General features: G+C 73.7%; 16 protein-coding genes. 1 reads left to right on the top strand and 15 read right to left on the bottom strand.

What is annotated here, in order from left to right:
* Window positions 1–53: 53 nt before the first annotated feature.
* From nuoL to BUB17_RS14030, 14 genes are all read right to left on the bottom strand, one after another.
* Window positions 54–1949 carry an NADH-quinone oxidoreductase subunit L gene (nuoL, locus tag BUB17_RS14095; RefSeq protein ID WP_072918987.1) on the bottom strand — a complete coding sequence of 632 codons (1896 nt, stop codon included), beginning with the start codon at window positions 1947–1949 and terminating at the stop codon, window positions 54–56.
* A gap of 16 nt (window positions 1950–1965) precedes the next feature.
* Entirely contained in the window at window positions 1966–2265 is a 300-nt protein-coding gene (gene nuoK / locus BUB17_RS14090; protein ID WP_072918985.1) for an NADH-quinone oxidoreductase subunit NuoK, read from the bottom strand.
* A complete protein-coding gene (locus tag BUB17_RS14085) occupies window positions 2262–3095 on the bottom strand; it encodes an NADH-quinone oxidoreductase subunit J (protein WP_072918983.1) in 834 nt (277 codons plus the stop codon). The genes nuoK and BUB17_RS14085 overlap by 4 nt, the downstream gene beginning before the upstream one ends.
* Window positions 3092–3757, bottom strand: a complete 666-nt coding sequence (gene nuoI, locus BUB17_RS14080) for an NADH-quinone oxidoreductase subunit NuoI (protein WP_280173880.1) — start codon at window positions 3755–3757, stop codon at window positions 3092–3094. Before nuoI ends, BUB17_RS14085 begins: the two co-directional genes overlap by 4 nt.
* Window positions 3750–5210, bottom strand: a complete 1461-nt coding sequence (gene nuoH / locus BUB17_RS14075) for an NADH-quinone oxidoreductase subunit NuoH (protein ID WP_072918981.1) — start codon at window positions 5208–5210, stop codon at window positions 3750–3752. Before nuoH ends, nuoI begins: the two co-directional genes overlap by 8 nt.
* Entirely contained in the window at window positions 5207–7705 is a 2499-nt protein-coding gene (locus BUB17_RS14070) for an NADH-quinone oxidoreductase subunit G (protein WP_083606335.1), read from the bottom strand. Before BUB17_RS14070 ends, nuoH begins: the two co-directional genes overlap by 4 nt.
* Window positions 7702–9030, bottom strand: a complete 1329-nt coding sequence (gene nuoF, locus BUB17_RS14065) for an NADH-quinone oxidoreductase subunit NuoF (protein WP_072918978.1) — start codon at window positions 9028–9030, stop codon at window positions 7702–7704. The genes BUB17_RS14070 and nuoF overlap by 4 nt, the downstream gene beginning before the upstream one ends.
* A gap of 3 nt (window positions 9031–9033) precedes the next feature.
* On the bottom strand, window positions 9034–10101 hold the full coding sequence (gene nuoE, locus BUB17_RS14060) for an NADH-quinone oxidoreductase subunit NuoE (RefSeq protein ID WP_072918976.1): 1068 nt from the start codon (window positions 10099–10101) through the stop codon (window positions 9034–9036).
* Window positions 10098–11420: an NADH-quinone oxidoreductase subunit D gene (locus tag BUB17_RS14055; RefSeq protein ID WP_141243028.1), complete on the bottom strand. Its 1323-nt coding sequence runs from the start codon at window positions 11418–11420 to the stop codon at window positions 10098–10100. Before BUB17_RS14055 ends, nuoE begins: the two co-directional genes overlap by 4 nt.
* A 10-nt stretch (window positions 11421–11430) precedes the next feature.
* Entirely contained in the window at window positions 11431–12168 is a 738-nt protein-coding gene (locus tag BUB17_RS14050) for an NADH-quinone oxidoreductase subunit C (RefSeq protein WP_072918972.1), read from the bottom strand.
* Window positions 12165–12845, bottom strand: coding sequence for a NuoB/complex I 20 kDa subunit family protein (locus BUB17_RS14045; RefSeq protein ID WP_072918970.1), 681 nt, complete (start codon window positions 12843–12845; stop codon window positions 12165–12167). The genes BUB17_RS14050 and BUB17_RS14045 overlap by 4 nt, the downstream gene beginning before the upstream one ends.
* Before the next feature lie 11 nt (window positions 12846–12856).
* Window positions 12857–13219 carry an NADH-quinone oxidoreductase subunit A gene (locus BUB17_RS14040; protein ID WP_432416389.1) on the bottom strand — a complete coding sequence of 121 codons (363 nt, stop codon included), beginning with the start codon at window positions 13217–13219 and terminating at the stop codon, window positions 12857–12859.
* Window positions 13220–13265: 46 nt separating this feature from the next.
* A complete protein-coding gene (locus BUB17_RS14035; RefSeq protein WP_072918966.1) occupies window positions 13266–14525 on the bottom strand; it encodes a geranylgeranyl reductase family protein in 1260 nt (419 codons plus the stop codon).
* A 207-nt stretch (window positions 14526–14732) separates the two neighbouring features.
* Window positions 14733–15458, bottom strand: coding sequence for a demethylmenaquinone methyltransferase (locus tag BUB17_RS14030; protein WP_072918964.1), 726 nt, complete (start codon window positions 15456–15458; stop codon window positions 14733–14735).
* A 35-nt stretch (window positions 15459–15493) separates the two neighbouring features.
* Between BUB17_RS14030 and BUB17_RS14025 the strand changes: the two genes are divergently transcribed.
* Entirely contained in the window at window positions 15494–16768 is a 1275-nt protein-coding gene (locus tag BUB17_RS14025; protein ID WP_083606334.1) for an isochorismate synthase, read from the top strand.
* Between the two features lie 141 nt (window positions 16769–16909).
* Here the strand turns inward: BUB17_RS14025 and BUB17_RS14020 are convergent.
* Window positions 16910–17677 (bottom strand): thiamine pyrophosphate-binding protein (locus BUB17_RS14020; RefSeq protein WP_244277214.1); only part of this gene is annotated, 768 nt, incomplete at its 5' end.

Below are 17677 nucleotides of genomic sequence, written 5' to 3'. Positions count from 1 at the left end.
AAGCTCCGGCTCGGCAGGTCACGACGTCGCCTCTCGGTTGTGCAGGGACCCGGTCACCCGGCCGTCACCGCCAGCAGCGCACCCGCGACGACCACCGCGCCGCCGAGCATGGACAGCGCGTAGGAGCGGACGAACCCGGTCTGCGTGCGGCCCAGCCGGGACGACGAGCCGCCCAGCGTCGCGGCCAGCCCGTTCACCGCGCCGTCGACCCCGCGGTTGTCCACGAAGACCAGCGCGCGGGTCAGCCACTGGCCCGGCCGCATGAACAGCGACTCGTTCACCGCGTCGGCGTAGAGGGCGCGGCGGGCGGCGCGGGTCACCGCCGACACCCGCACCGGCGCGGTCACCGGCACCTCGCGGCGGCCGACGAACAGCCAGGCGGTGAGCACGCCGAGCGCCATCACCACGGTGACGAGGATGCTCACCACGAGCGGCGCGACGACGTGCTCGGCCGCCTCGGGCTCGCCGAAGACGGGGGTCAGCCACGCCTCCAGCGGGAAGGCGACGACCAGCAGGAAGCCGGCGAGGACCGAGCCGACGGCGAGCAGCACCATCGGCGCGGTCATCACCGACGGCGACTCGTGCGGGTGGACGCCGGGCTCCCACCGGGGGCGGCCGAAGAAGGTCATGAGCATCAGCCGGGTCATGTAGAAGGCGGTGAGCCCGGCGGCCAGGATCGCGACCCCGCCGAGCAGGTAGCCCCAACCGTCGCCGCGGTCGAACGCGGCCTCGATGATCGCGTCCTTGGTGTAGAAGCCGGACAGGAACGGGAAGCCGATCAGCGCCAGGTAGCCCAGCCCGAACGTCACGAAGGTGACCTTCATCCGCGAGGCCAGCCCGCCGAAGCGGCGCATGTCGACCTCGTCGTTCATCGCGTGCATGACCGAGCCGGCACCGAGGAACAGGCCGGCCTTGAAGAAGCCGTGGGTGAGCAGGTGCGCCAGCCCCGCGACGTAGCCGACCGGGCCGAGCCCGACGGCCAGGAACATGTAGCCGATCTGGCTGACCGTCGAGTAGGCCAGCACCTTCTTGATGTCGTCCTGGGCGCAGCCGGCGATGGCGCCGATCATCAGCGTGATCGCGCCGACGGCGAGGACGACGGCCCGCGCGGTGGGCGTCTCGTCGTAGATCGGTGCGCAGCGGGCGATGAGGTAGACGCCGGCGGTGACCATGGTGGCCGCGTGGATCAGCGCCGACACCGGGGTCGGGCCCTCCATGGCGTCGGGCAGCCACGCCTGCAGCGGGAACTGGCCGGACTTGCCGCACGCGCCGAGCAGGAGCAGCAGCCCGATCGCGGTGACCGTGCCGCCGGCCAGGGTGCCGACCGCGCCGAACACGCCGTCGTAGGCGACCGTGCCCAGCTGCGCGAACATCAGGAAGATCGCCAACGCCAGCCCGACGTCGCCGACCCGGTTCATGATGAACGCCTTCTTCGCGGCGGTCGCCGCCGACGGGCGCTCGTGCCAGAAGGCGATGAGCAGGTAGGACGCCAGGCCCACGCCCTCCCAGCCGACGTAGAGGGCCACGAAGTTGTCGCCGAGGACCAGCAGCAGCATCGCCGCGACGAACAGGTTCAGGTAGGCGAAGAACCGCCGACGGCGCGGGTCGTGCGCCATGTAGCCGATCGAGTAGACGTGGATCAGCGCGCCCACGCCGGTGATCAGCAGGACGAAGACCGCCGAGAGCGGGTCGAACAGCAGGCCGGCCTGCACGTCCAGCGACCCGGTGGCCATGAAGGTGAACAGCTCGACGTCGAGCCGCCGGCCGTCGAGCTGCAGCGTGCACAGCAGGCCGAGCACGAAGGCCGCGACGACCGTGCCGGTGCCCAGCAGGTGCCCCCACCGGTCGGTGCGCCGTCCCCCGAGCAGCAGCACGGCGGCGCCGGCCAGCGGCAGCGCGATGAGCAGCCAGGCGGAGGTGATCAGCCCGTCGGCCGGTGCGGTGTCCATCCCGGGTCCCCGTCCCTCAGTACTTGAGCAGGTTGGCGTCGTCGACCGACGCCGACCGGCGGGTCCGGTAGATCGACATGATGATCGCGAGACCGATGACGACCTCGGCGGCGGCCACGACCATGACGAACAGCGCGATGATCTGGCCGTCGATGGTGCCGCTCGCCCGGGCGAAGGTGACCAGCGTGAGGTTCACCGAGTTGAGCATCAGCTCGATGCACATGAAGACGACGATCGCGTTGCGCCGCACGAGGACGCCGACCGCGCCGATGGTGAACAGGATCGCGGCGAGCACCAGGTAGTTGGTCAGACTCACCGATGGTCACCGCCCTCACGGCCACCCGGGACGTCACTGGGCGCCGGGTCGAGGGTGCCGAGAGCGGCGTCCGGGCTGCCGAGCTGAGCGCGGCCGGCGGGGCGCGGCATCTGCTCGACCTCCTGGGGCTCGATGCCGGTCGCGAAGCTGTCCTCGGCCAGCCGCCCGTCAGGCAGCAGACCGGGCGCGGCGACGGAGTTGGCCCGGGCGTACACGCCGGGGCCGGGCAGGGTCTGCGCCCGGCCGGTGAGGAACCGCGCTCGCGACAGCTCCTTCTGCGTGCGCCGCTCCCCCGCCTCCCGCTCCACGTGCGTCAGGACCAGGGCGCCCACGGCAGCCGTGATCAGCAGCGCACCGGTGACCTCGAAGGCCAGCAGGTAGCGGCTGTAGAGGAGCCCGGCGATCGCCTCGATGTTGCTGGTCTCCGCGCCCTGCACGGCCGCGAGGCCGGCGACCGGGAGGTCCTGGGTGGCCCGGGCGATCCCGGCGCCGACCAGCCCGGCGAAGCCCAGACCCAGCACGATCGCGGCGACCCGCTGGCCCCGGAGGGTCTCGACCACCGAGTCCGAGGAGTCGCGCCCGACCAGCATGAGCACGAACAGGAAGAGGATCATGATCGCGCCGGTGTAGACGATGATCTGCACCGCCCCCAGGAACGGCGCCTCCTGGACGACGTAGAAGACGCCCAGCGCCAGCATCGTGTTGATCAGCCACAGCGCCGAGTGGACGGCGTTGCGGGAGAGCACCATGCCGAGCGCCCCGGCCAGCGAGATCGGGCCGAGCACCCAGAAGACGACGGCCTCACCGGTGCCGATGACGACGTCGTTCACGGCTGCTCCACGGTGACCGGCTCGGCAGGCGACGCGGGGTCCGGCGTCCGGACGTAGTAGTCCTTCTCGTCCTCGCCCAGCCGCATGGCGTGCGGCGGGGCCTCCATACCCGGCAGCAACGGCGCCATGAGCTGTTCCTTGGTGTAGATCAGGTCCGCCCGGTTGTCGTCTGCCAGCTCGAAGTCGTTGCTCATGGTCAGTGAGCGGGTGGGGCAGGCCTCGATGCACAGGCCGCAGAAGATGCAGCGCAGGTAGTTGATCTGGTAGACGCGCCCGTAGCGCTCGCCGGGCGAGTAGCGCTCGTCCTCGGTGTTGTCGCCGCCCTCCACGTAGATGGCGTCGGCCGGGCACGCCCAGGCACACAACTCGCACCCGACGCACTTCTCCAGCCCGTCGGGGTGCCGGTTGAGCACGTGCCGCCCGTGGTAGCGCGGCTTGGTCACCTTCGGGACCTCGGGGTACTCCTCGGTGGTCACCTTGCGGAAGATCTGCGCGAAGGTGACCCCGAAGCCCTGACCGGGGCCGGGCAGCCAGCTGGACCGCTTGACCGGCCCCGCGTCGCGGCCACGGCGCTCCAGCTCGTGCTTCGTCTGCGCCACCATGTCGTGGCCGGGGTCGTGGGGATCCGGCGAGCGGCGGTCCACGTCGCGGTGCTCAGTCATCGACGTCCTCCTCGATCGTGGCGGTGCTGCGCCGTCCGGTGCCCACCACGGCGCCCTCGGGCGCGACCGCGTCGCGGCGGTGCAGCCGGGGCGACGGCGGGACGGCGAGGTCCATCGGCGGGATGGGGAAGCCGCCCTCGGCCCGGCTGGGACCGCCCGGCCGGCGGCGCGGCCCGGGCGGCGGCAGCACCTCGGGCTCGGTGGGGTGGTTGGAGCCCGCCGCGGCCTCCCGTGCCGCGAGGCGGGTGTCCCGGTTGCTGGCCCGGCTGGCGAGCAGCAGCCCGGCGATGACCAGCAGGGCGATCGGCACGCCGACGAACAGCGCCACCTGGCCGGTCGACAGGTTGGCCTCGCGGGCCACTGCGCGCATCGTCGCGACAGCGAGGATCCAGGCGAAGGCGACCGGGACGAGCACCTTCCAGCCGAAGCGCATGAACTGGTCGTAGCGCAGCCGGGGCAGCGTGCCGCGCAACCAGATGAAGACGAAGAGCGCCGCGACGACCTTGAGGAAGAACCACAGCAGCGGCCACCAGCCGGAGTTGGCGCCGTCCCAGATCGAGATCGGCCACGGCGCCCGCCAGCCGCCCAGGAACAGCGTCGCGGCCAGCGCCGAGACGGTGACCATGTTGATGTACTCGGCGAGGAAGAACAGCGCGAACTTCAGCGACGAGTACTCCGTGTGGAAGCCGCCGACGAGCTCGCTCTCGGCCTCGGGGAGGTCGAACGGCGCCCGGTTGGTCTCCCCCACGACCGCGATGGCGTAGATGACGAACGAGACCGGGAGCAGGACGGCGTACCAGCTCGGCCCGGTGAACTCGAGCCCGAAGAAGGACACCTCGTTGCCGTCGGCCTGCGCCGCGACGATCTCCGAGGTCGACATCGAGCCCGCGTAGAGGAAGACCGCGACGATGGACAGCCCCATCGCGATCTCGTAGCTGATCATCTGGGCCGCGCTGCGCAGCGAGCCGAGCAGCGGGTAGGTGGAGCCGGACGCCCACCCGCCCAGGACGATGCCGTAGATCCCCATCGCCGAGCAGGCGAGGACGATCAGCACCCCGATGGGGGCGTCGGTGAGCTGCAGCGGCGTCTGCTGGCCGAAGATGCTGACCACCGGGCCGAGCGGGATGACCGAGAAGGCCAGGAACGCCGGGACGGTGGCCAGGACCGGGGCAAGGAAGTAGACCGGCTTGTCCGCCATCGCCGGCATGATGTCTTCCTTGAACGCCAGCTTCAGCCCGTCGGCGAGGCTCTGCAGGTAGCCGCGCGGCCCGACCCGGTTGGGGCCGATCCGCTGCTGCATCCGCGCGACGACCTTGCGCTCGAAGACGATGGCGAACAGCGTCAGCAACACGAGGACGACGAAGACGCCGACGACCTTGATGAGGACGATCCACCAGACGTCGTTGCCGAAGTCCTCGAGGGTCGGCTGGTTGGCCGCGGCGGCGAGGATCACTCCGCACCTCCCGTCGGGGTGGCCGGGGTGGGTGAGGACGTGGTCGCCAGGCGGACGACGCCGCCGGGCGGGGTGCCCAGCCGGGTCCGCAGCTCGCTGCCCGGTGAGCGCATCGGCAGCCAGACCACCTGGTCGGGCATCTCGGTCACCAGCACCGGCAGGCTGATCTCCCCCATCGCGCCGCAGACGGTGACCCGGTCGCCGTCGGCCAGGCCCAGCCGGCGTGCGGTGTCCTTGCCGAGGCGCGCGACCGGCGGGCGGGCGGTGCCGGCGAGCTCCGGCTCGTCGCGCTGCAGCGTCCCGACGTCCAGCAGCTGCCGCCAGGAGGCGAGCACCGCCTGGTCGTCGGCGAGCTCCGGGTCACCCGGCGGGACGACGTCCAGACCCGGAACCCGCGGACGCTCGGCGACGACGCCGAGGGCGGCGAGCTCGGCACGGGCCACCTCGGGTGCGGGCAGCCGCAGGTCGACGTCCATCTCGTCGGCCATGTACTCGGCGAGGCCCTGCAGCACGCGACCGTCGGGCAGCTGCCCGGCGCCGTGCAGCGTGGTGTCGAACGGGCGCAGCCGGCCCTCCCAGTCCAGGTAGGCGCCGGCCTTCTCCGAGGCGGCGGCCACCGGCAGGACGACGTCGGCGTGCTCGGTGACCGCGCTGGGGAGCATCTCCAGGCTGACCACGAAACCGGCCCGGACCAGGGCGGCCTCGGCCAGGCCCGGATCCGGGAGGTCGGCCGGGTCGACGCCGCCGACGAGGAGGCCGGCGAGCTCTCCGTGGACGACCGCGGTGAGGATGCCGGTGGTGTCGCGGCCGGGGGTGTCCGGCAGCTCGCCGACCCCCCAGGCGGCGGCGACCTGGGCGCGGGCGCCGGCATCGGTGACCGGGCGCCCGCCGGGGAGCAGGGCCGGCAGCGCGCCGGCCTCGACGGCTCCGCGCTCACCGGCCCGCCGCGGCACCCAGGCCACGCGCGCACCGGTGGCGCGGGCCAGCGCGACCAGGGCGGAGAACGCGCCGGGCGACTCGGCCAGCCGCTCGCCGGCGAGCACGACCGCACCCGGCTGCCGCAGCGCCTCGACCGCGGGTCCGCCCCAGCTGCCCTCGGCGAGCGCGGTCAGCGATCGGGCCTCCGTGCCGGGGCGGGTGGCCAGCACCGTGGCCTGCAGCTTCTCCGCGGCGGGAGTGGCGAACGGGGCGAGGTCGTAGACGGCCAGCCGGTTCGTGCGCACCGCCCGGCGCAGCCGCAGGAAGACGATCGGCGACTCCTCCTCCGGCTCGAGACCGGCGAGCAGCACCGCGGGCGCGCTGCTCAGGTCGTCGTAGGTGACCGCCCCGTTGGCCGGGCCGGTGCCGGCGACGTGCGCCACCAGGAACGCCAGCTCCTCGGCCGAGTGGGCGCGGGCGCGGGCGTCGACGTCGTTGGTGCCCAGCGCCACCCGGGCGAACTTGGCGTAGGCGTAGGCGTCCTCGACGGTCAGCCGGCCGCCGGGCAGCACCCCGACCCCGCCGGCGTCCCGCGCGGCGCGCAGCCCCTCGGCCGCCGCCGCCCACGCCTCGGGCCAGGACGCCGGCTCCAGCACGCCGTCCCGCCGGACCAGCGGCGTGGTGAGCCGGTCGTTGGCGGTGGCGTAGCGGAACGCCCACCGGCCCTTGTCGCAGTTCCACTCCTCGTTGACCGCCGGGTCCTCTCCCGCCAGCCGGCGCAGCACCTTGCCGCGGCGGTAGTCGGTGCGCTGCGCGCAGCCCGAGGCGCAGTGCTCGCAGACGCTCGGCTCGCTGCGCAGGTCGAACGGGCGGGAGCGGAACCGGTACTGGGCGCTGGTCAGCGCGCCGACCGGGCAGATCTGCGTGGTGTTGCCGGAGAAGTAGGAGGAGAACGGCTCGTCCTCGTAGATGGCCACCTGCTCCAGCGCGCCGCGCTCGAACAGCTCGATGAACGGGTCGCCGGCGACCTGCTGGGAGAACCGGGTGCACCGGGCGCAGAGCACGCAGCGCTCGCGGTCGAGCAGCACCTCGCTGCTGATCGGCAGCGGCTTGGGGTAGGTGCGCTTGACGTCGACGAACCGGCTCTCGGCCCGGCCGTTGCTCATCGCCTGGTTCTGCAGCGGGCACTCGCCGCCCTTGTCGCAGACCGGGCAGTCCAGCGGGTGGTTGATCAGCAGCAGCTCCATCGTGCCCTGCTGCGCCTTGTCGGCGACCGGGCTGGTGAGCTGGGTCTTCACCACCATCCCGTCGGTGACCGGCATGGTGCAGGAGGCGACCGGCTTGCGCTGGCCCTCCACCTCGACCAGGCACTGGCGGCAGGCGCCGACCGGTTCGAGCAGCGGGTGGTCGCAGAACCGCGGGATCTGCACGCCGATCTGCTCGGCCGCCCGGATGATCAGCGTTCCCTTGGGCACCGCCACGTCGAAGCCGTCGATCGAGCAGTGGACGGCGTCCGGCGGGGTCTGCGGGCCGGGCACCGCGGGCGCGGTGGCCGGGGCGGGCTGGGGCGTCGTCACGAGGCCACTCCGACGGGCTCGAGCCGGAGACTGCGGCCCAGGCGGGCCTGTTCCTCCGGCGGCAGCAGCGCGACGTAGTCGTCGCGGAAGTACTTCAGCGAGCTGGAGATGCAGCTGGTCGCGCCGTCACCGAGGGCGCAGAAGGAGCGGCCCAGGATGTTGTCGCAGGTGTCGGTGAGCAGGTCCAGGTCGGCCGCCGTCCCCCGGCCGTCGACGAGGCGCTGCAGGATCTGCACCAGCCAGTACGTCCCCTCGCGGCACGGGGTGCACTTGCCGCAGCTCTCGTGCGCGTAGAACTCGGTGAACCGCAGGGTGGCCTCGACGATCGAGTCGGTCTCGTCGAAGACCATGAGCGCGGTGGTGCCGAGCATGGAACCCGCGGCGGCCACCGAGTCGAAGTCGAGCGGGACGTCGAGGTGCTCGGGGGTGAAGTACGGCGTCGAGGAGCCGCCCGGCGTCCAGAACTTCAGCTGGTGCCCGGGGCGGACGCCGCCGGCCATCTCCAGCAGCTCGCGCATCGTCGTCCCCATGGGGGCCTCGTACTGGCCGGGGCGGACGACGCGGCCCGACAGCGAGAAGATCTTCGGACCGGGCGACTTCTCCGGACCGAACTCCTTGAACCAGTCCGCGCCGCCGCGGACGACGAACGGCACGCTGGCCAGCGTCTCGACGTTGTTGATCACTGTGGGGGCGCCGTAGAGCCCGGCCACGGCCGGGAACGGCGGCTTGAGGCGCGGCTGGCCGCGGTAGCCCTCGAGCGAGTCGAGCAGCGCGGTCTCCTCACCGCAGATGTAGGCGCCGGCGCCCGCGTGCACGATCAGCTCCAGGTCGTAGCCCGAGCCCAGGATGTCCGTGCCGAGGTAGCCCGCCTCGTAGGCCTCGCGGACGGCGTTGACCAGCCGGCGGTGGGCGTGCACCGCCTCGCCGCGGACGTAGATGACCGCCAGGTGCGATCGGATGGCGTAGGCCGAGATGATCACGCCCTCGATGAGCGAGTGCGGGTCGGCCATCATCAGCGGCAGGTCCTTGCAGGTGCCCGGCTCGCCCTCGTCGGCGTTGACCACGAGGTACTTGGGCATCGCGGCCGGACCGGTCGGGGTCTCCCCCGGCTTGGGCTGCGGGATGAAGCTCCACTTCATACCGGTCGGGAAGCCGGCGCCGCCGCGGCCGCGCAGCCCGGAGTCCTTGACCATGCCGACCAACTCGTCGGGGGGCATGGACAGCGCGGTGCGTAGAGCGGTGTAGCCGTCGAGGCGCTCGTAGGTCGACAGCCGCCAGGACTGCGGCTCGGCCCAGCGCGAGGTGAGGACGGGTGCGAGAGGCACGGCTCAGGACTCCTTGCTCTGGGTCGGGGTGGTGCCGGTGGCGGGCTCGGCGGCGGGCGGGTTCTCGGTGCCGGCGTGTTGCCGGCCCCGCGGCTGCCCGTACTCGGCGCCCTTGTCGGGGTGGGCCTGCGCGGCGCCGGCCCGCTCGGCGGGGTTGTCCGCGGCCGCGACGCGGGCGTCGGCGGCCTCCTCCTCCGGCGTCTCGCCGGTGCGACCGGAGGGCTGCGTCGTCTCGCCGGCCCCGTCCCGGGCCCCGCCCTGAGCCTGCGAAGGGTGGGGAGGACGGGGTCCTTCTACGGTGTTGGCGGGCGGCTGCGTGGGCCCGGGCATCGGCGGGGCCGACTCACCGCGCTCGGCGGCCAGCCGCAACCCGGCCAGCGTCGGGCCGATCGCGCCCTCGGCGTCGACCGCGGCCGCTCGGGCGACCTGGTCGCCGTACTGGTCGAAGCCGGCCAGCTGGCGGGAGACGCCGCGGAAGTCGGTCAGCGGCGCCCCGCGGGTGGGGTGCGGCTTCTCGCCACGGCGGAGTGCCGCGACCAGTTCGCGGGCACTGTCGAGGTCCTGCTGGTCGTAGAACTCGTAGTCGACGGTGACCACCGGCGCGTAGTCGCAGGCGGCCAGGCACTCGGCGTGCTCCAGGGTGACCGAGCCGTCGGCGGCGGTCTCGTCGTGGTGGACGCCGAGGTCGCGGGACAGCGCGTCGAAGATCCGCTGCCCGCCGAGGACGGCGCACAGGGTGTTGGTGCAGACGCTGACCAGGTGCCGGCCGGTGGGACGGCGCTTGTACATCGTGTAGAACGTCGCGACCGCACCGACCTCGGCCTTGGTCAGCCCCAGCTCCTCGGCGCACAGCGCGACGCCCTCGGGGGTGACGTAGCCCTGGTGGCTCTGCACCAGGTGCAGCATCGGCAGCAGTGCGGAACGGGGCTGCGGGTAGCGGGCGATGATCTCCCGCGCCTCCAGCCGGACCTGCTCGGTCAGCGGCGGCAGGTCCGCGGCGGCGGGCTCGACCGGGCTGGAGTCCAGCCCGGTGACCGCCGTGCCCTCGGCGCTCCCCGGCAGGGCACTCATCGGTCGCACCCGCCCATCACCGGGTCGAGCGAGGCGATCGCGGCGATGACGTCGGCGATCATGCCGCCCTCGCTCATCGCCGCCGTCGCCTGCAGGTTGACGAAGCTGGGGTCGCGCACGTGCACCCGCCACGGTCTGGTGCCGCCGTCGCTGACCACGTGGTAGCCCAGCTCGCCGCGGGGCGACTCGATGGGCACGTAGACCTGGCCGGCGGGCACCCGGAAGCCCTCGGTGACCAGCTTGAAGTGGTGGATCAGGGCCTCCATCGACTGCCCCATGATGTGCTTCACGTGCTCCAGGGAGTTGCCCATGCCGTCGGGCCCCAGCGACAGCTGCGCGGGCCAGGCGATCTTCTTGTCCTCGACCATGACCGGCCCCGGCGCCAGCCGGTCCAGCGCCTGCTCGATGATCTTCAGCGACTCGTTCACCTCGGCCATGCGGACCAGGTAGCGGCCCCAGGCGTCGCAGGTGTCGGCGGTCGGCACCTCGAAGTCGTAGGTCTCGTAGCCCAGGTAGGGCTCGACCTTGCGCAGGTCCCAGGGCAGCCCGGCCGCGCGCAGCACCGGCCCGGTGACGCCCATGGCCACGCAGCCGGTGACGTCGAGGTAGCCGGCGTCCTTGAGCCGGGCCTGCCAGATCGGCTGGCCGGTGAGCAACTTGTGGAAGTCGGCGACCCGGTCCGGCATGACCTGCAGGAACTCCCGGATGTGCTCGACCGCGCCGGGCGGGAGGTCCTGCGCCAGCCCGCCGGGGCGGATGTAGGCGTGGTTCATCCGCAGCCCGGTGATCTCCTCGAGCAGGTCCAGGACCAGCTCCCGCTCGCGGAAGCCGTTGGTCATCCCGGTGAGCGCGCCCATCTCCATGCCGAAAGTGGCCAGCGCGACCAGGTGCGAGGCGATCCGGTTGAGCTCCATGACCAGCACGCGGATCGTCTGCGCGCGCTGCGGCGCCTCGATGCCCAGCAATCTCTCGACAGCGAGGCAGTAGCCGGCCTCGTTGTAGAGCGGGGACAGGTAGTCCATCCGCGTGACGAACGTCGTCCCCTGCGTCCAGTTGCGGTACTCGGTGTTCTTCTCGATGCCGGTGTGCAGGTAGCCGATCACCACCCGCGCCTTGGTGACCGTCTCGCCCTCGAGGTCGAGCACCAGCCGCAGGACCCCGTGGGTGGAGGGGTGCTGCGGGCCCATGTTGACGACGAGGCGCTCCTCGCCCTGAGCCTCCGCGCCCAGCGTCTGGTCCCAGTCGCCGCCGGTGACGGTGTAGACGCGGCCCTCGGTGGTCTCCCGGGAGCCGGCGTAGGGGTCGTACGTGGTGCTCATCGTTGGCCCCTCATCGATAGGACCTGCGGGTGTCGGGGGGCGGGATCGTGGCGTCGTGGTACTCGACCGGAACCCCGCCGAGCGGGTAGTCCTTGCGCTGGGGGTGGCCGTCCCAGTCGTCGGGCATGAGGATCCGGGTCAGCGCCGGGTGGCCGTCGAAGACGACGCCGAACATGTCCCAGGTCTCCCGCTCGTGCCAGTCCGCCGTCGGGTAGACGGAGGTCACCGAGGGGACGTGCGGGTCCTCGGCGGTGACCGCGACCTCCAGCCGGATCCGCCGCCGGTAGGTCATCGAGGTCAGGTGGAGGACGACGTGCAACCGGGGCCGGCCGGGACCTGCCGCCGGGCCACCGCTGTCCAGGTAGTCGACGCCGGAGACGCTGCTGCACAGCTCGAAGCGCAGCGCCTCGTCGTCGCGCAGGGCCCGCACCAGGGTCAGCAGGTGCTCGCGGGCGACGAAGTAGGTGATCTCGCCGCGGTCGACCAGCACCCGCTGCACGGCGGCGTCGTAGGTGGCCTGGCCGACGGCGTCGATCAGCGCGTCGGTGACCTCGTCGAAGTACCCGCCGTACGGCCGCTCGGTGGAGTGCAGCGCGACCGCGCCGCCGGGCTCGACGCGGACCAGCCCGCCGAAGCCGGAGGTGTCGCCGCTGCCGCTGACCCCGAACGCACCCTTGCGGAACCCGCCGCCGGGCGCGGTGGCGCCCTGCTCGGCGTCCGTGCCGCTGCGGTCCCCGGGGCCGGTCACCGGTTCCCCCGCACGTACGGCTCGGGCAGCAGGACGGCGTCGCCGCCGCGCTGCTCCATGGCGAACTGGCCGGTGCGCCGCTCGGCCGCCGCCCGCTGGTAGGCCTCGCGCGCCGCCTTGTCGGCCCGGACGCTGGACGGCATCTCGACGTACAGCTCCTCGGCCCGCCCCTCGGCCCGCGCCTGCTCCAGCTCACGAGCCCGCCTCGGCCCCAGCGGCTCGTGCATGATCTTGTGGTGCAGCTTGAGGATCGCGTCGGTGAGCATCTCCGGCCGCGGCGGGCACCCGGGCAGGTACATGTCCACCGGGACGACGTGGTCGACGCCCTGCACGATCGCGTAGTTGTTGAACATCCCGCCGGAGCTGGCACACACGCCCATCGCCAGCACCCAGCGGGGCTCGGGCATCTGGTCGTAGATCTGGCGCAGGACCGGGGCCATCTTCTGGCTGACCCGCCCGGCGACGATCATCAGGTCGGCCTGCCGCGGGGAGGCCCGGAAGACCTCCATGCCGAACCGGGCCAGGTCGTAGCGGCCGGCGCCGGTGGCCATCATCTCGATCGCGCAGCAGGCCAGCCCGAAGGTGGCCGGCCACAGCGACGACTTGCGGGTCCAGTTGACCAGCTTCTCCACGCTGGTCAACAGGACGCCGCTCGGCAGCTTCTCCTCGAGTCCCACAGGTCAGCTCCTCAATCCCACTCGAGCCCGCCGCGCCGCCACTCGTAGGCGTAGGCGATGAAGACGGTGCCGATGAACACGGCCATCGCGAACAGCCCCCACAGCCCCAGCGCGTCGTTGGCGACCGCCCACGGGTAGAGGAAGACGACCTCGATGTCGAAGACGATGAACAACATGGCGGTCAGGTAGAACTTGACCGGGAAGCGGCCGCCGCTGAGCGGCTGGTCCACCGGCTCGATGCCGCACTCGTAGGCGGCCAGCTTGGCCCGGTTGTACCGGCGGGGGCCGACGAACGGCGCCACCGTCACCGAGAACAGCGCGAACGCCGCGGCCAGCACGAACAGGCCGACGATCGGCATGTACACCGAGAGCACCAGCGTCTACCTCTCGCCGTCGGGGATCGGGTCGGGAGCGGTCACGTCAGACCGCCGGAGCCAGGCGGGTCAGGACGGCGACGGCGCGGTCGAACCGGTCGCCGTCCCGGCCGTCGGAGAGGTTGCCCATCAGCCGCAGCGCCCTGGCCACCAGCGCCGGTCGCTTCAGGCCGTGCGCGGTCGCGAAGCGGACCAGGTCCGGCCGAGCCAGCAGCGCCAGGAAGCCGGTGCCCAGCCGGTGGTGGCGCCCGTACTCCGCGCGCAGCCGGGCCGGGTACCGGCGCAGCACCGCCTCCCGCGCGAGCCCCTCCGGCGCGGCCAGCGCCTCCGCGGCGGTCTCGGCGGCCATCCGGCCGGTCTCCAGCGCGTAGCTGATGCCCTCGCCGTTGAACGGGTTGACCGTGCCCGCGGCGTCGCCGGCCAGGAGCAGCCCGCGGGTGTAGGCCGGCCCGCGGTGCAGGGCCATCGGCAGGCCCGCACCGCGCAGGGGGGTGACCGCGTGCTCCTCGCCGAGCTGCCACTCGGCCGGCAGGGTGGCCAGCCACTCGCGCAGCACCGCCCGCGGCTCGGCGCCGGTGCCGCGGCGGGTGTCGAGCAGGCCGAAGCCGACGTTGCTGGTGCCGTCGCCCATGCCGAACGCCCAGCCGTAGCCGGGCATCGAGTCCGCGCTCGGGCCGCCGCTGGACAGGTCGAAGGAGATGTCGAGGTACTCGTCGTCCGTGCGCGGGGAGGACACGTACCGGCGGACGGCGACGCCGAGCGGCCGGTCCTCCCGCCGCAACAGGCCCAGCGCCTTGGCCAGCCGCCCCGAGAGGCCCTCCGCGGAGACCACCAGCGGCGCGCGCCAGGTGGCCGGCGTCCGGTCCGCACCCTCTGCGGCGTGCACGCCGGCGACCCGGCCGGCGTCGTCCAGCAGCGGGCCGGTGACCGTGACCTCCTGCACCAGCCGGGCGCCGGCCGCGACGGCGTGGTCGGCCAGCCGGGCGTCGAGGTCGCGGCGGCTGCGGATCAGGCCGTACGACGGCCAGCGGTCCAGGACCGGCCAGTCGACCTCGACCACCTGGCCACCGCCGGTGACCCGCAGCCCCCTGTGGCGGACCCAGCCGGTGGTGTCGACGCCCATGTCGTCGAGCGCCTTGACCCCGCGCGGGGTCAGCCCGTCGCCGCAGACCTTCTCGCGGGGCAGTCGGGCCTTCTCCAGGACGGCGACGTCGAGGCCGGCCCGGGCCAGCTGCCAGGCGGCCGAGGACCCCGCCGGGCCGGCGCCGACGACGAGCACGTCGGCCCGCCGGTCGCCGTCGTCCACCTCGGCTCCCTCCGTTCGAGTTCCCCCGCCACTTTGTGAATTGCTTCACAAGGCGGCCCGGTCACCACTCTAGGCCGGGGTGTGACCTTGGTGACAAGTGGGCACCTGGGATTGGTACGTCACGGTTCCGTCTCGTCCCACCCGCCCCAGCGTCGGCCCCCTTCCGGGTACCGCCCCGAGCGTGCGAGGGGTGGAGGGGGTCCTCACTCAGGCGAGCGGCTTGCGGCCGCGGTGCAGCGCCACGACGCCGCCGGTGAGGTCGCGCCAGGCGACGTCGGCCCAGCCGGCCTCCTGCAGCCGGGCGGCCAGCGCCGGCTGGTCGGGCCAGGCCCGGATCGACTCGGCCAGGTAGACGTAGGCGTCGGGGTTGCTGCTGACCGCGCGGGCGATCAGCGGCAGCGCCCGCATCAGGTACTCGGTGTAGACGGTGCGGAACGGCGCCCAGGTGGGACTGGAGAACTCGCAGACCACCAGCGTGCCGCCGGGGCGGGTGACCCGGGCGAACTCGCGCAGCGCGGCGTCGGGGTCGGCGACGTTGCGCAGGCCGAAGGAGATGACCACGCCGTCGACGCTCTCGTCGGCCAGCGGCAGCGCCATGGCGTCGCCGGCCACCTTGGGCACCGGCCGGGCCGCGCCCGCGCGCAGCATCCCCTGGGAGAAGTCGCAGGCGATGGCGTGCACCCCGCCGGCCGACAGCTCGACTGTGGACACCGCCGTCCCGGCGGCGACGTCGAGCACGGTCTGCCCCGGGCGGGCATCCAGGGCCTCGCGGGTGGCGCGCCGCCAGGAGGCGTCGAGGCCGCCGGAGAGGACCGTGTTGGTGACGTCGTAACGCGCCGCGACCCGGTCGAACATGGCCGCGACGTCGGCCGGCCGCTTGTCCAGACCGGCCCGGACCCCGGCGGTGTGTGCGCTGTCTCGCCGGTCTCCCACGACCGCGACGCTACCGGGCTGCCTACTCTGGGCTGGTGAGCGTGGCAGCAGTGACCACCCCTGGTGCGGTCACGCCCGTCGTCACGACCACCCCGCTGCTCGACCCCCCCGCGCTGCTCGACCGGCTCCCGGCCGCCGGCGCCCTGTCCTGGGTGCGCCGCGGCGAGGGCCTGGTCGGCTGGGGGGAGGCGGCCCGGCTGGAGGTCACCGGCCCGCGGGCCCTGGCCGAGGCGGCCGCGTGGTGGGAGGCCCACAGCGCCGGTCTCGACGTCGACGACCGGGCCGGGGTGCCCGGCTCGGGGCCGGTCGTGTTCGCCAGCATCGCCTTCGACCCGGCTGCCGGGACGTCGGTGTTCATCGTCCCCGAGGTCGTCGTCGGCCGGCGGGACGGCCTGGCCTGGGTGACCACCACCGGGGACGCCGACCCCGCCGACGTGCTGTCCGCCGCGCCCGCGACCGCGCCGTCCGCGCTGGGGCGGCTGCGCTACGCCGACGGTGCGCTCGACCCGGCCTCGTGGTGCGCGAAGGTGGGCGCGGCCGTCGAGCGGATCGACGCCGGCGAGCTGGCCAAGGTCGTGCTGGCCCGCGACCTGCTGGTCACCGCCGACGCGCCGCTGGACCCGCGCGCGCTGCTCGCCCGGCTCGCCGCCCGCTTCCCCGACTGCTGGACCTTCGCCGTCGACGGTCTGCTCGGTGCGACGCCGGAGCTGCTGCTGCGCCGGACCGGCCGGCAGCTGTCGTCGCGGGTGCTGGCCGGGACCGCCCCCCGCGGCGCCGGCGCCGACGACGAGCGGCTGGCCGCCGGCCTGCTCGCCTCGGCCAAGGACCGCGCCGAGCACGCCCTCGCCGTCGAGTCGCTGGTGCGCGCGCTGGAGCCCTACTGCACGACGCTCACCGCGCCCGACGAGCCGGAGCTGCTGACGCTGGCCAACGTGCGGCACCTGGCCACCGACGTCACCGGTGTCCAGCGCCGCAGCGGCGCCCGCGGCCGCGCCGGGCTGCTCGAGCTGGTCGGTGCGGTGCACCCGACGGCCGCGGTCTGCGGCACCCCGACCGACGCCGCCGCCGCGCTGATCGGCGAGCTGGAGGGCATGGACCGCGGCCGCTACGCCGGCCCGGTCGGCTGGGTGGACGCCCACGGGGACGGCGAGTTCGGCCTGGCGCTGCGCTGCGCGGAGCTCTCGGACCGGGACCCGGCCTCGGCACGGCTGTTCGCCGGCTGCGGCATCGTCGCCGGCTCCGACCCGGCCGCCGAGCTGGCCGAGACCCAGGCGAAGTTCGCCGCCTTCCAGGCCGCGCTGGAGAGCTGACCGGCGCGGCGCCCACCCCGACTGCACTGGCGCAGAGGAGTCGAGCTGCCGAGTGGGCGGTTGCGGTCCCCCGGCACGGAGCGTCTGCGCGTGTCGCCCCCCGCAACTGCACACTCGATCAGCGACGCGGGCGCCTGGGACTCAGGCTCCGCCCAGCGCCTCGGCGGCGCCCGACCGCAGCCGGGTCGCCAGCTCGGCCTCGGCGCGCTGGTCGGTGCGGACGACGACCACCCGGGGTCCGCCCGCGGCGACGGCGTCCCGGAGTTCGGCCGACGAGGACACCCGCTCCGCCGGCCAGCCGAGCGCCTCCGCGACGGCGACCAGGTCGCGGCCGTGCGGCGTGCCGAACACCCGCCGGTAGCCGGCCTCGTACCGCGGCTGCCCGGGTTCGAGCTGGGCGAAGATGCCGCCGCCGTCGTTGTCCGGGACGACGAGGGTGAGGTCCGGCCGGGGCTCGCCCTCCCCCACCAGCAGGCCCTGCAGGTCGTGCAGGAACGTGAGGTCGCCGAGCAGCGCGAACGCCCGGCGATCTCCGCGGAGATCGCCACGGGAGTGGACCAGCGCGGCCCCGACGGCGGTGGAGACCGTGCCGTCGATGCCGGCGACCCCGCGGTTGGCCAGCACGGTGAGCCCCGCGCGCGGAACGGCCAGCCGGTCGACGTCGCGCACCGGGGTCGACGAGCCGAGCACCAGCAGCGCGCCGTCGGGCAGGGCGGCGACGAGGTCGCGGGCGAGCAGCCCGGCGGTCAGCCCGGGCAGCGCGTCGAGCACGCCGTCGACCGCCGTCCCCACTCCGTCCGCGGCCGCGCGCCAGGCGTCCCGCCACGCGGTGTCGCCCGGGGAGCCAGCGTCCCGCCACGCGGTGTCGCCCGGGGAGCCAGCGTCCCGCCACGCGGTGTCGCCCGGGGA

This window comes from Geodermatophilus obscurus, from assembly GCF_900143215.1.
GTDB classification, from domain to species: domain Bacteria; phylum Actinomycetota; class Actinomycetes; order Mycobacteriales; family Geodermatophilaceae; genus Geodermatophilus; species Geodermatophilus obscurus_A.
Note: the sequence above shows the minus strand (reverse complement) of the source record. Positions and strands in the feature narration are given on the sequence as shown.